Annotated in this window: 15 protein-coding genes and 1 pseudogene; 8 read left to right on the plus strand and 8 right to left on the minus strand. The window is 37.2% G+C overall.

Features of this window, described 5'->3' with window-relative positions; all coding sequences use genetic code 11:
- Positions 1-765 precede the first annotated feature (765 nt).
- The 4 genes and pseudogenes from OO712_RS10715 to OO712_RS02825 form a co-directional block, all read right to left on the minus strand.
- Positions 766-1434 (minus strand): annotated as a pseudogene (locus OO712_RS10715) (AAA family ATPase); the annotation flags it as partial.
- Positions 1424-2680, minus strand: coding sequence for a metallophosphoesterase family protein (locus tag OO712_RS02815; protein ID WP_109876738.1), 1257 nt, complete (start codon positions 2678-2680; stop codon positions 1424-1426). The pseudogene OO712_RS10715 and the gene OO712_RS02815, both read right to left, overlap by 11 nt.
- Before the next feature lie 2 nt (positions 2681-2682).
- A complete protein-coding gene (locus OO712_RS02820; protein ID WP_109876737.1) occupies positions 2683-4266 on the minus strand; it encodes an ATP-binding protein in 1584 nt (527 codons plus the stop codon).
- Complete coding sequence (locus OO712_RS02825; protein ID WP_109876736.1) at positions 4266-5363, minus strand: DNA double-strand break repair nuclease NurA; 1098 nt, start codon at positions 5361-5363, stop codon at positions 4266-4268. The genes OO712_RS02820 and OO712_RS02825 overlap by 1 nt, the downstream gene beginning before the upstream one ends.
- A 361-nt stretch (positions 5364-5724) precedes the next feature.
- Between OO712_RS02825 and OO712_RS02830 the strand changes: the two genes are divergently transcribed.
- The 6 genes from OO712_RS02830 to OO712_RS02855 all read left to right on the plus strand — a co-directional run bounded on the left by OO712_RS02830 (position 5725) and on the right by OO712_RS02855 (position 9231).
- A complete protein-coding gene (locus OO712_RS02830) occupies positions 5725-6603 on the plus strand; it encodes a WING-49 domain-containing protein (protein WP_109876735.1) in 879 nt (292 codons plus the stop codon).
- Positions 6600-7208: a hypothetical protein gene (locus OO712_RS02835; protein ID WP_146195989.1), complete on the plus strand. Its 609-nt coding sequence runs from the start codon at positions 6600-6602 to the stop codon at positions 7206-7208. Before OO712_RS02830 ends, OO712_RS02835 begins: the two co-directional genes overlap by 4 nt.
- Positions 7205-7738 (plus strand): hypothetical protein, encoded by a 534-nt coding sequence (locus OO712_RS02840; RefSeq protein WP_109876733.1) that lies wholly within the window; start codon positions 7205-7207, stop codon positions 7736-7738. The genes OO712_RS02835 and OO712_RS02840 overlap by 4 nt, the downstream gene beginning before the upstream one ends.
- A 2-nt stretch (positions 7739-7740) precedes the next feature.
- Complete coding sequence (locus OO712_RS02845) at positions 7741-8232, plus strand: hypothetical protein (protein ID WP_146195988.1); 492 nt, start codon at positions 7741-7743, stop codon at positions 8230-8232.
- Entirely contained in the window at positions 8229-8747 is a 519-nt protein-coding gene (locus tag OO712_RS02850) for a hypothetical protein (RefSeq protein WP_109876731.1), read from the plus strand. Before OO712_RS02845 ends, OO712_RS02850 begins: the two co-directional genes overlap by 4 nt.
- 121 nt (positions 8748-8868) lie before the next feature.
- Positions 8869-9231 carry a putative quinol monooxygenase gene (locus OO712_RS02855; RefSeq protein ID WP_109876730.1) on the plus strand — a complete coding sequence of 121 codons (363 nt, stop codon included), beginning with the start codon at positions 8869-8871 and terminating at the stop codon, positions 9229-9231.
- Between the two features lie 137 nt (positions 9232-9368).
- Here the strand turns inward: OO712_RS02855 and OO712_RS02860 are convergent, their stop codons facing one another.
- The 4 genes from OO712_RS02860 to OO712_RS02875 form a co-directional block, all read right to left on the minus strand.
- On the minus strand, positions 9369-9767 hold the full coding sequence (locus tag OO712_RS02860) for a hypothetical protein (protein ID WP_109876729.1): 399 nt from the start codon (positions 9765-9767) through the stop codon (positions 9369-9371).
- A 57-nt stretch (positions 9768-9824) separates the two neighbouring features.
- The gene (locus OO712_RS02865) at positions 9825-9953 is read right to left on the minus strand and encodes a hypothetical protein (protein ID WP_263970065.1); all 129 of its coding nucleotides are present in this window, start codon (positions 9951-9953) and stop codon (positions 9825-9827) included.
- Positions 9954-10049: 96 nt separating this feature from the next.
- Entirely contained in the window at positions 10050-10271 is a 222-nt protein-coding gene (locus OO712_RS02870; RefSeq protein WP_109876728.1) for a hypothetical protein, read from the minus strand.
- Positions 10268-10489: a type II toxin-antitoxin system HicB family antitoxin gene (locus OO712_RS02875; protein ID WP_109876727.1), complete on the minus strand. Its 222-nt coding sequence runs from the start codon at positions 10487-10489 to the stop codon at positions 10268-10270. Before OO712_RS02875 ends, OO712_RS02870 begins: the two co-directional genes overlap by 4 nt.
- 167 nt (positions 10490-10656) lie before the next feature.
- Between OO712_RS02875 and OO712_RS02880 the strand changes: the two genes are divergently transcribed.
- On the plus strand, positions 10657-12216 hold the full coding sequence (locus OO712_RS02880; protein ID WP_264953861.1) for a WING-49 domain-containing protein: 1560 nt from the start codon (positions 10657-10659) through the stop codon (positions 12214-12216).
- A gap of 11 nt (positions 12217-12227) precedes the next feature.
- Entirely contained in the window at positions 12228-13526 is a 1299-nt protein-coding gene (locus OO712_RS02885; protein WP_146195987.1) for a serpin family protein, read from the plus strand.

Here is a 13526-nt window from a genome sequence, read left to right on the forward strand (position 1 = left end):
GGTTCTCTGTATTTGCTGAATCTCTTGCTCATACGATTCTATCTTTGTCTGGATTTCTTTGGATTTTGAGTTTGATTCAAAAAAAGAATCAGTAATTGATTGCAGTTCCAGAGTTAATGCATCCACTTCTTTCTTCTTTTCATCAACCAAACCATGATGGTGTGATTCTGTAATCTCTTGCTTGCAAGTAGGACATGCATTTCCCAATGCTGAAAATTTGCCAATATCTGTCTCTAGTGAATTCTTGAGGGTTTCTTTTTGGACTCTGCTGTCTTTTTCTTTGTCTAGTTTTTCTTTAATATTTGTAGCAAACTTTTCCAATGATTCTTTCTCTTGAACTAGATCATCTAGTGTTTTTTCAATGGATTCTTTATCAGAGTTTATCTTGTCTCCCAAACTCTCTTTCAGTCTTGTAATGTCTGACGTAATGCTGTCTTTCTCAGATTCCAGTTTGATTAATTCGTTGTTTGTTTCCTGGAATTTTTTAATCTCTGATGTTAATTCAATAATGCTCTTTGCAGTATTTGGTTTTTTTATCTCAATTAATTTCTCCATCTTTTCATTATTATTTTTTAATTCAATCTCAAATGATTCAAAATCTTTCTCTATGTTATCAATTCGTTCTTTTCCAGATTCAATCTTTTCTTCCAGGCTTTCTTTTCTTGATTCCAGTTTTATCTTTGCGTTGTTTTTTGTTCTTAGTTTTCTCAGTTCATCGTTATTCTTTTCTTCTTGTGATTTGAGATTCTTTGACTCTGTTTGTTTTTTGGATATCGCTTCATTGATTTCAGAAATCATTTTCTTTGATTCGTTGATCTGGGATTCCAATTCAGAAATGTCGCTGAATTTTACCTGAAAAACTGCAGATTTTGTCTTTATCTCAGAAAGTAATTCACGTGCATTTGAATGCGCAATACTGTAATCTTCTATCCCGAATGCTTTGCGAATTGTCTCTAGTCTTTTTGCAGAGTCAAAAAGAACCTCCTTCATGGCTTCCTGAGGCGTAAATATGGCATATCTGAAGATCTTGCTCTCAGCCTTGGGGTCTGCAGGCTCGTTGAATTTTAAAATCTGCAGCACCCGCTGCTTTAGTTCAGATGGCGATAGCAGTTCTTTCTCATTTGCAATCTTTATCCAGGAATTTTTTGGATCCTGGTTAATAGCGGATTTCTTTCTCATCAGGGTTCTTTTGATTTCGTATCTTTCACCATCAACTGAAAAATCCAAAATAACTGATCCTGAATCATACTTTTTTGAAAGCAGCGCCTCTGCTTTCTGAGATCCCAATCCAAACAGTGCAAATTCAACTGCCATGAGTACTGTTGACTTTCCTGAACCAATATCCCCTTCAAACAGAGATATTCCGCGAGGAAACTCTACCTCTTCGTGTTCATAACTTCGAATGTTATCAATAATGATACTATTAAGAATCATCTTTATCTAATCCTAAAATTGCCAGGGCGTTGTTGCGAATCCTTGGGACGTACTCGTTTTTCTTTTCATTGACTAAAATTGGCTGTCCCAATTCCTGCAGTAAATTTTTTGCAAGTTTGATTCCCTCGTTTCCTAACAACTCTGCATGATCAAAACGTAATTGCCCGATGTTTTCTGAAAACACATTCATCTCAATCTCTTCTTTGTTATTCCCCTTTGCTTCTGTAATGGAATACTCTTTTGATGTTAGTCCGTTTTTGCTTACGTTAACTACCATTGCATTACGTTCATTCAAACTGTCCCTGATTGCAGAAATATCCACATCTGCAGTCTTGCCTGAAGTTAACTCTCCTCTGACTTTAATTATTACAACTTTGTCTGCAGGATCAATGTCTTTTGTTTTCTCTACCAGTTCTTGATTGATAGAGTCAGCTTTTCTGTTATCCGCATTAACTTCAATGATTTCATATGATGTGTTTGGAATCTCTACAAACTCGACAGACTTTACCACATCATCAAACTCTACTAGAGCAAATCCGCGTCTTTGTCCATTTGCATTATCTTCCAGATCTGCATGGTACCCTGCAAACGGAGTTCCAGGATATACGACATTAGGATATCCATCAAATGACTGATGATTATACTTGTGCATGTGTCCTCCCGCATAGTATGAGAATCCCTTGGGCAGCAAAGAGAGCGGCATATGGTCCCCATCCATGCCTGAATCAGCCTTCATTTCAGAGATTCCCCCGTGAAACAGGAATATCTTAAAGCCAGATTCTGCCTCCAAAGAATCCCTGTCTAGTTTCTCATACCATTCCCTGTCCTTTCCTACCTTGAGTCCGGACAGTCCTGCAATTTTGGCGCCAGTCTTCTCATCAATTAGAAAATCCAAAGATATGGTGTCATTCTCATTACTTGTGGCTTTTGTCACTTTGGTGATGTATCCTATTTCAGCTAGCAAGTCAATCACTGAATTGGACACTGGAGAAAAATCATGACTCCCATAAACCACGTATATTGGAATTCCCGCATCATACACTTCACGAAATTTCTTAAATGCAAATTTCTGAACTCTCATCTCTGGAATGTTCACATGGAATAAATCTCCTGGAATTAAAATAAAATCAACTTTTCTAGATATGCATTCGTCCATTATTTTTTCGAATACATGCTGCTCTATCTTTTGCAGTGATTCGTGTTTTTGAAAACCTAGGTGAACATCAGACAAATGCGCAAATAACAAAACTAGAACACCTTTGTTTTTCCAGTGTTAACTGTGCTTTTTCTATTCTTTACTATATCCTCAAACAAAGGAACTTTGATTGGCATTGCAAATGGCACAAATATACTAGTTATGATTGCCTCGCCTTTATCCAAGCTTGCAATGTTTTTGTCATCTTCAGACAAATCCTGAGATGCAGAAGCTATGATTGCCTCTCTTTCCTGCCTCATCTCGTTTCCTAAAATTATCTTTGTATTCATGTTAGCTAGAATTGTTTTTGGAATGACACTACTCAATTGTGTAATTGCAGTTAGTCCCACTTTGAACTTGCGTCCTTCTTTGGCTATGGTGGAATAGATGTTGTCATTTCTTGATGTCAGCACATCCACACCGATGACACGCGGCGCTTCTTCAATTACTATGGTAGCTACCGGCTTTCTATCCAGTTCTCCCGAAGCTTTGGCATCCTTGTATTTCTGCAATAGTTTGGATGCGATGATGTTCCCTACCAATAATTCTGCCTCATCCCCTAATCGCGATGTATCCAAAACTACTACCTTGCCTTGCTCTATATCCCGTACGATATCATCAACTGTGTTGAGCCCCTTTGTCGTACTGTCAAAGACCTCGTGTCTTGATACTATTACCTGCTCTTCATCCACTTCCAGGCTCAAAATCAGGCGCAATTTACGCTGAACCACCATCATCGTACCGACTGCAAACTCGCCCTGTCGTCTTGTATCCCCGCTGTTCTCAATTGATGCAACATTAGTAATCATCAATTCCCGGATCCAGTTTGCCCTGTGCTGTCTGTGTGCAGTTCTGATTGCCTGGAATTGAGGATCAGAAAAATCTACAATCCCCTCAAAGTGTTCTGGTCTGATTGATTGCAAATTGATTGTCAGTATGTTTGCGCCGACCGGTGGGTTTGACGGAGTGTAATACACCATGTTCTCTTTGGCCCTTGGATGGTCCTTGAGTCCTACTCCGTTTCTCCCAAAGTATTCGTCATGCGCATCTAGCACCAACGCGCCAACCTTGTTGGTATCTAGCACATGCCAGAGAATTGTTTTTACCAAGTTTGATTTTCCACGACCTGTGGTTGCAGGAATTAGTACGTGATGCGAAAACACATCTTCTGCTGGCAACCAAACTTCGGCTTCCTTAATTATTTTGCTTCCACTTCGGATATATCCTACAAAGATAGAGTCTTTCTCCTTTTGCAAGAATTTTAAATCGTCTTTGCTAATTAATCGCAATTTGTTAAAAAACGAAGGTAGTGATTTTGGAATCTTTACGTCATTATTTTCTTTGTACACTCGTGCTAATGGCTTGATTCTAGCTAGGACATAGTTTACAAATTCCGGCTCGTAGAAATTTGCATCGACTATTCCCTGCTCTAAATTAACACCTGACATCATCTGCTGCATCTTGTCTTGTATCTGACTACCATACTCTAACGCAAACACCTGCAAAATCAAAAACGAACCGTTCTCTTCAGAGACCATCAAATCTCCAATCTCTAGATTGGTCCCGGACTTTTGACGAATTACAATATCTCCAAAACTTCCTCCGACTACCTGACCCACTATGGAAATCTCATCCATCAACTGGTCACTCCGTTTAGTGTGTCATGTGCAGACAAGCTGGCCGAATACTTTTGCAGTCTCTTCCAAATAGGATCTCGAAGCTTCTCAGACAGAATAAACCCTTGATACATTCCCAGTTCATCGCGCCTGACTTGAGCAAATCTGTCTGCATCAATCGCCCCATAGGGATAGCCAATCATGGCTACGTCCTGGGAATTCTCAGCCAAACTGCCAAGAACTGAATTTAGATCATCAGGAGTCATTAAAGAAAACTGTTCTCGCAGTATCTCAAATCTAAACACGTATCTTGATTTTTCATGAAACTTTACTGCAAGCATGAATCCTCTATCGTCTCCCGATACTTCTTCTGCAACTTTTACATACCATCTTCCAAATGGAACATCTTCTGCAATCTCTGCAACTCGCGCTAATAATGGATGGCCTGACTCTGTGATTAATCGACTTGTCTTTGCCAAACCACACACAATCACTCCCTTGCTAATTGCCAAATCATACAGTCTGTTTGCATACTTTGTCTCATTTTTGAAACTTGTCTGCAAAGAGCCGTCCATAACTAACATGTCTCCTTTTTCTAGTTCTGATTCTACTACATGAATTGCTAATTGCCATTCAGCAAAGCGTCTGCCTAAAGAGTTGAGTCTTGCGCCCTGCAATACACTGGTGCTCTCAGTACTTGAGGTCAAGTCCGATTCATCAGGAAGATATTTCTTGTCCTCTGTGCTGTGTGGGAACAATCTTGTATTGTAACTGACCTCTTTCTTTCCCTTAACCGTTGTAATGTTTGATGTGACACTTGAGAAAAACTGGACTCGAGGATTCGCTTTTGGCTTTATTCTCTTTTTGCCCTGGAACAATGAAAAGTATACCCGATTGATTGTGATTAAAAAGTTTGGTGACTCTTCTAGTGGACCGTCCCCTCCATCTACAAACGCAATCTTGCGAGGTGAATCAATTGATTTTATTTCGACAAACTCTGAAGGTGCAATGAGAAATTGCTTTCCATTCCCATTATTCAGAACTATGTCTGAATGCTCTTTTTGTGAAAGATGAGCACCCAATTCTGCAATCATATTTTTTACTGGATCTTCACTCATGTCTAATTTCTCCCCTCTGTGTTGTATGATATTTTCCTAGAGTAATAATCTGACTGTTAGCTATCAGAGTTTCAACTTGATTCATGGATCAATCTAAGAGTATTAGGACACATGATTATCTATACAATCGATGCTCTGATAGGTTCAAAATATCCCTTTATGCACTGATGTTGTCTCTTTTTTTGGTCTCGGGTTTTGTCAGTTCAGTTCAACATCTTGATCTTTTATTTATAAAGGAAGTTGAACTTGTTTCAAATTTGCAACTTGTTTCTGGCCGCAAATATTTTATAAAAAATACCTCATGAATTTGATACAAAACATCAGAAGCACTTTTCAATAATAGAATAAGATTTCATATTGTATGAAGTATGCCTTTATTTTTCTGGTATTAACCGGACTTGTAACATCTCCCTATCTTGTTTCTGATGTTTCTGCGCTATGCGTGATAAATGAAGACTGGCCTGATCAACCGTGTTTTTCTGGAAGACGTGGGGTGGATCCTAGCCTGAATCAGATGAAACAAGGTTGGGCACCATACTATGAATTCAAGGGAGCAGAATTGATGGAATCCCAAAAACAGGAATTACTACAAACAATTCAAAATGGAAATCTACTTGAATGGAAAAAGGGAGATCCAAGTGGAGCACATCATAACGTCTACATGTATTATTTTTTGATGGGTGATATTCCAAACGAGGATGGGTTGTTTGCCGAAGAATATTACGGAGTTCGACTATTATCTCCGCTGCGGCAAAGTGATTCTGGGATTGCATTTGATGAGATACATTGTGGAATTGATTTGATTCTAGTCCAAAAGTATGACGACTCTCCTGCTTGTGTAACGGAATCAACAAAACAGAAATTAATTGAGAGGGGATGGATCACGACCAAAGATGATTCTGATGTCTTTGATTCGATTCCTGCATTTGATTACGAAATAAAAACCTCGACTGGCGTCACTCATGGAAGCCAATACTTTATTTCAGGTGCATTAGTTGATGAGATTTCTTATGATGAAGATAGAAATTCATTGACTGTCTTGATGACTAGTTCTCAAAGCGGAATCTTGCAGATAGTAATGCCGATTGGACTACTGCACTTACCCACACAGATTCCATCTTATGTTGTTATTGCAGATGGAGAAGAAATAGAATATGAAAAACTAACTCCAATCCTTCTGAAAATATCCTTTGACAGTGGAACTGAAGAGTTGGAAATTATAGGAACTTTGCCAAAATGAAAATCCGTTTCTTGATGATATTTGCATTTGTAATGATTGTGCCCATTACTGAATCCTTTGCCGAACCAATTGAAATAAAATTTGGTGAAACCGTTCAATATGAGGATCTGAATTTGTCTTTTTATGACATAGAGGATTCTAGATGCCCTCTGGATGTAACATGTATTTGGGAAGGAAAAGTTACTGCCATGGTTCACACTAGCAACCAAACCCACAAAATTGGCGCAGGTTTTGAAATTGGTTATCCTCTAACACACATCACACCCTATACAATTACTCTCCTTGATGTAAAACCACATCCAATCAGCACTGAAAAACCAGATTATGTTGCAATTCTTGACATATCAAAAATAGGGCCAGAATCTTATCCGGTTCCAGGTAACTTATGTCCCCCTGGAAAAGTCTTTGATTGGGATATTTGTGTAGATGAATGCCCCTTTGGACAAATTGAAAGAAATGGAATTTGTCATAGTTTTGAAAATGTTTATGATTCTAACGACAAACTACCTTGGTATTTCCTTATTGTTGCTTATTGGCCTGTAAGTATCATCATTGTAGGAATTATTGTTACAGTCATTATTGTAGTTTGGAGAAAAAGAAAATGAAAAATAAAATTATATTGCATGAAAAAATTCTCATTTTGATAATTTCTGTAATTATGGCATCTCATATTGTAGTACAGGTCATCGTACCTACAATAAATTCACAGGTTGCTGAAATAGAACCCATCCCAATGGTGACACTAACCAATGAAACTTTGCATAATGCTAAAAACCCCAATAACGGTCCTCAACCACAAATTAACTCTGTTGAGCGAACCATGGTTGTTCCTGAACGACCTACAGTGCTGATGATGCTTGGGGCAACACTGAATCATCTTGCATTTGCATTGTTTGTTGCATTTGCTGGAATTGGAATTGCGTTGCCTTGGATTGGAATTATAATGTTGCAGTTCCCTTCCGGACCTAATGCAATTCCTTTATTCTTTTTCTGGTTCTTGTCTATGGCGTCCATACCTTTAGTGTGGTGGTTTTCAAAATCAATCCATCTTTTACGTAGAATGTTGTATCTGTATATGATTCCTGTACTGGTTGCAGGAATTGGAATTACCTACTTTACCAATTTTGGAGCTTGAACATGAAAACTATCTTTTTGATGATTTTGCCATTGGTTTTATTTTTAATGCCTTTATCAGATGCACATGCATCGTGTGATGTGTTTTTTCCTATAATACACAATGTTAGGGCGTATGATGAAGCATCCGTAGTATTTTTTGGAACTGTGACTGATGCACATGTACAATCGCCTCCTGTATCAGATCCACATAATTCTGAAATTATACGACCCTCTCCTGAATACACTTCTTTTACAGTACACTATGTTTTGAAAGGAGAACTAGATGAAAATAGTGTAATGACACAGCCACATTCTTCTGTAGGGTACCGTGGGTTTGTAGAAGGTGAAACTTATTTTGTTTATGCCTATGGGCCGCAGAATGAAGTCAATATTTGCACTGCACCTACAATGTCTCTGCATGGATTGTTCACTTTTATTTTCCATGTGGTATTTTTCTTGATTCCATTGGGCATCGTAATCACTGTAATTATTTTTTGGAAAAAAAGAAAATGAACACTAGGTTTCAAAAACAATCAAGGGAGAAAAAAATAATTTTTTTTATCGTAGGTTTGTTTGTCCTGAATGCGTTTGGGATGGTACCTCTTGGAATAATTGGCGCATATACAACTCCGCCCATGACCATAACGACTACAGAGACATTAGAAGACGGTGCAATACAAGAAAAAACCAGCAAAAAATATTATCACGAAGGGTTGTATGAAACACTGCAAATTCACATCTACGAGTTTTTCAGATATTCGCTTCCATTGACCATGACGGGATATTTCCTTGTAGATTTGCCTGAATTTTCGTATGATTACGTCGGTGTGATAGTGTGGGTATTATCATTAGTCTCAATTCCTTCTGTGATAAAATTCACTGCGCAATTTCCCGTATGGCGAAGATTCATCTATGTTTACCTTATTGCAGTACAAATAGCTGGAATGTGGGCACTAGGTCGTGTTAATTTTGAATGCATCTCATTTATTGACTATCCAATACGACCTGGTCCTCCATGTGGTATTTAGTAAAATGTATGGTTCGAATTCGTTAGAATCTACGTATGCAAACCTGTCAGGATCTAAACATCGAATCTCCTAAGTGCAGTAATGTGGTTAATTAAAATATTCTGAATCTTAATTCAATTAAATGTCTAGTCAGATTCACATTAAAGCGGAAATTATAATTAAAAAAGAAAAAATTAATGAGTTCAAAAAACTGATTCGGAAAATGAGCAAACTAGTTAAGACCAATGAACCAAATACATTACAATACAGTTTCTATCTTAGTGATGACAACACAAGATGTATTGTTTATGAGAGATATGCAGATTCAAAGGCAACCATTGAACATAACAATGGTGTGGCATCTAAAACAATGCTACCACAAATTTTCCAAATATCAAAGTTAAACAGACTTGAAGTTTATGGAAAACCTAGTAAGGAATTACAAAAAATATTGACAAATTTCAATGCAAAAATCTATGACTTTGTTACAGGATTTGATCGTTGATTGAATTTTGAATCAAAGTAATCTTGTTAATCGAGTTAATTTTATAATTTTTGTAATATGGTTCATGCTTTAAAATTCAAATCTGTTGGGATTTGATACAAAACATCAGACTTTTCAATGACTGGGTGAAATTTCAATCAACAACCATCTGTGACTATTTGTTGTGCCAGTGTGGCATTTTGAGAAAATGAAATTCCTTGTGAGTTTGGACATGTCGCACTGACTTTGATTCCACCATGCAAATTACTCACCTTAACATACATCGATGGGCCTTTCTCCACATCAAAATGAATCACTCTCCATCCCAGAAACTCGTTGTGCTGATTGGTGGTATATTCAGGGTAGGATTCAATGTATTGCCTTACTGTTGGATTTTGTGATGCTTTTTTCACATATTCTTCATCAGAGGTAATTGCGGTTACAAAAGACGAAAACCAGCCACTTGCAGTCATCAGTGTAATTGGAACCCAAAGAAACCATGTTGCGCCAAGTAAGCATGCAATTCCAATGATTATGATTTTAGTTCTTTTTTCCATTTTTCTGTATTTGACAATTCCTTTGGACTAAAAATCTCATTAAAAGTATTTTTTGCATTATTCCATAATTGTTGAAAGATACCATGTTAGTAGTCCCAATCCAAACAAGCCTCCGATTAAAATCCCTCCAAATTTGATAATGTCGTTTAGTTGATCAGATGGAATATGAATTGGCCAAAAAGTCATGTTATATTGAAACTGAAATTAGAACTAAAACGTATCTAATCCTTGTCATGATGTGAGTAGAACATTTCACAGTGCGCAGAGATATGTGATCTCTTACTATGCAGAAAGCAGTTTGACTTTCTTTTTCTGTACTTCTGTAAGTGAGGTTTCCACAGCATCTATCTTTGATGACATTTCACTGAGCATTTTTCCCATTAGATCTTCAGTTCTGGGTTGTTCTCCAACATTCTTTGACTTTTTTTTTGTTGCTCTGCTGTGATCTCCATGTTTGTTTATGCCCTTCAAAACCGCACGAAAGCCGTGATTTCGTAAGCTCAAGCCGTAATTTCAATAATCTTGTTTTTTTCTTTCTTTGCTTTGTCTTGAATGTATTCTAAAACAAGTTTGATTGCATCTGCCATGTTTATCTTTAATTCTTTGAGGGTTTCGCCTTGGCTTATGGCTCCTGGCAGTTCCAGACATTTGCCACTATATCCGCCCTCTTTTTCCTTGTTTACCAGTATGGTGAACTTTCTTGATTTTTGAGAAACCTGCATATTTGTCATTACTGTATTATTGTAATTAAAGTATCTGTGCTCATGAAGGTACTTTAGTTTAGATTGTGTAGGTTTTGCACTTGAAAATAATATAAAATGTCAGAAGCACTTTTCAATGACTGAATAAGATTTCATACAGTATGAAACATTTTGTGGTTTTCCTTATCTTGATTGGTTGTATTACATTTGTCCCAGAAGTGTTAGGTGCTAAACAGAATCTTTTTGAAGGTAGTTCCAGCTTTGAAAGATTGCCTGACACAATAATTCCGGGTGCTCTATATGAGTTTGAACTAAAGTTCCAGATAACTGACTCCCCATATTGGTTACGCGGCATGTCTCCAATTGTGGATATTACTCCCAAAACAGATGCAAGTAGTGTACACATAAATTTTGAGAGAATACCAAATGGTTTTTTTGCCATATATCGAGTTCCAGTAACACTGTATGTAGATCAAAACATCTCTTCAGAAAAAATATTTCTAAACATATCCTTTGTGAGTAAAAATTCTAGTGGCGATGAACTGAGAAGTGCTTGGTCTGAATCAGCAGTTTTGAATATTTCTCAACTACCGTTGCCTGCCGAGTTACCTAGTAGTCAAGACTATGAATTTGCAACAATGAGTGGTGCAAGTTGCACGTATGATTCATCTGTATGTTTTGGCATGTTTCACAACGGAACCACAATTCCAATCCAATGCGACTATCGTCACAGCTGTGGGATAGTTTCATTTGACAAAGACGCCTACAAGTTGGAAGAAAAACCGCCACTAAAACAAATCAAACATGGAATTCCAATTGACGAAATACAATGCAAAGATGACTTTGTACAAGTTTTCAAAAAATCTAATAATTCTCCAGCATGCGTGAGTCTTGATACGAAAGCAAAACTGATGCAGAGGGGCTGGGCTGAACCATTAGGAGATATAATAAAACAAAAAACTGTACCTTCTGAACCTGAATTGACACCATTAGATATTGCAAGTATTGAAGACAGATTTGTGCACCTGAATCCTACTGACATGTGTGCAACAATCTCACTTCGCCTTCTTTCACATGATGATCTAAAACAAACAAAATCTGGCACAAAAGATGTCGTGTTCTTTGAGCTTGATGAAAAGTCCCTGAATGAATTTCCCATACTTGGTGAACTGATTAGGGCAACGCACTATATTGAGTCTCCATCAAATGAGCATTCCAAGACAGAGATTGGGCTAAGAGAGTTGGTAGATTATGAATTTTTTATTATGGAAAAGGCAATTGCAAAATACAATGACACGCAGGATGATTATTTTATGAAACTGGATGGTAATCTGGATGAAAAGCTTGCAGATCCCAAAAAACAAGGATTCTCAAATGAGTTTGTTGCCCCACAAATAGTATATCGTGACAAATCATACACGATGGGCTCCACCGTGTTTTGGATTGCAGATGAGCATGAGATGCAATCAATATCAATTCGTCTGCAAGATGATCTCAAAGACGAAAAATACATCACATTGACTGACAAGGACATGGATTCTGTCCCAAAAATAAAACAGACAATTGAAAAAATTGGAACCGAACTTGAAAGCATCGTGGCATTTAAGGGAGTGCCTGAAAATCCTGACTGGAACAACTATCGAGAATGGTTTGATCAAAAAAAGACGGCATACAACCTAGACGATGTGTATGTTAAAGGATTTGTACATGACGAGGAATACTATGATTTGGGATTTCTTATTTGCTAGAGGAAGGTATAATGAAAACTAAATTCTTAATACTGCTTATTGTAATTGTTTCAGCAAGCATTACTGTAATCCTTGCACCAACTGTACTGTATAGTTTAGACAATACTGATGATGAGAGAAAATTCCTTGAAGAAAATGACGTATCAAACTCAAATTCCATGTTTGATGGTTTGCTCCAAGATAGTCCGATTAATCTTTCTGATCATGCTTCATTAAACTCAAATGAGTTTGGTTTCAAATTTTACAAACACCTGTCTACCTCTGATGAAAACTTGTTTTTTTCACCTATTAGCATCGATATTGTTTTTGCCATAATCTATGAAGCTGCACAAGGCGAGACTAGAGAAAACATGCAGCAATTGTTTTCGTTTGAACAAGATTCAGAGAAAAGACGACTATCTTACAAAAACACAATTAAAAACCTAAACCAAGCAAACCCTGACTTTGAATTAAATGTCAAAAATGGAATATGGGTTTCAGACATGTATGAGCTAACTCCTGAATATGTAAAAATAGTAACAAATGACTATGCTGCATCCTCCCAAAATGTTGATTTTGTCTTCAATCATGGCGTTCAAACCATAAATCAGTGGATTAAAGAAAACACAAACGGTAAAATTGAAAAAATTTTTGAAGACAATAGCACTGGACCCCTAACTTTGATGGCAGCAACTAATACCGTTTACTTTAATGGATTGTGGGAAAAACAATTTCCTCCCGGCATGACATATGAAAGGAAATTTTTTGTCACTGCTGATAATGTACAAATGATAGATATGATGAAGATTAAAAATCATCATTTTAATTATTATGAAGATGATGCCGTAAAAATTGTTGAACTTCCTTACAAAGGTAACAGGGCATCCATGTATCTTTTACAATCCTTTGAGATGCATCAGCTAAAACAGTTAGAAGACAATCTTACTGCAAATTATTTTAATGAATTAAAATCCAAACTATCTGAAAAAATGGTATCAGTAATTATACCAAAATTTTCAATGGAGATGGATTATGATCTCAGGGAGATTCTAACAGAAATGGGGATGATACATCCGTTTTCTCGAGAATTGGCTGATCTAAGCGGAATGGCAGATTATCCAAACATCTTCATAGATGAGGCAGTTCACAAGACTGCAATTGATCTTCATGAGTTGGGAACAGAGGCTGCTGCTGCAACTGGAGCAATGGCTGAATTGCAATCAGGTTCTCCATACACGTTTTATGGAAATCATCCGTTTGTCTATATTATACAAGACCATGAAACTGACCAAATATTGTTCATGGGAAGATTTGTTAATCCATTGACTTGA

The sequence above is a fragment of the Nitrosopumilus zosterae genome (assembly GCF_025998175.1).
Lineage (GTDB): Archaea > Thermoproteota > Nitrososphaeria > Nitrososphaerales > Nitrosopumilaceae > Nitrosopumilus > Nitrosopumilus zosterae.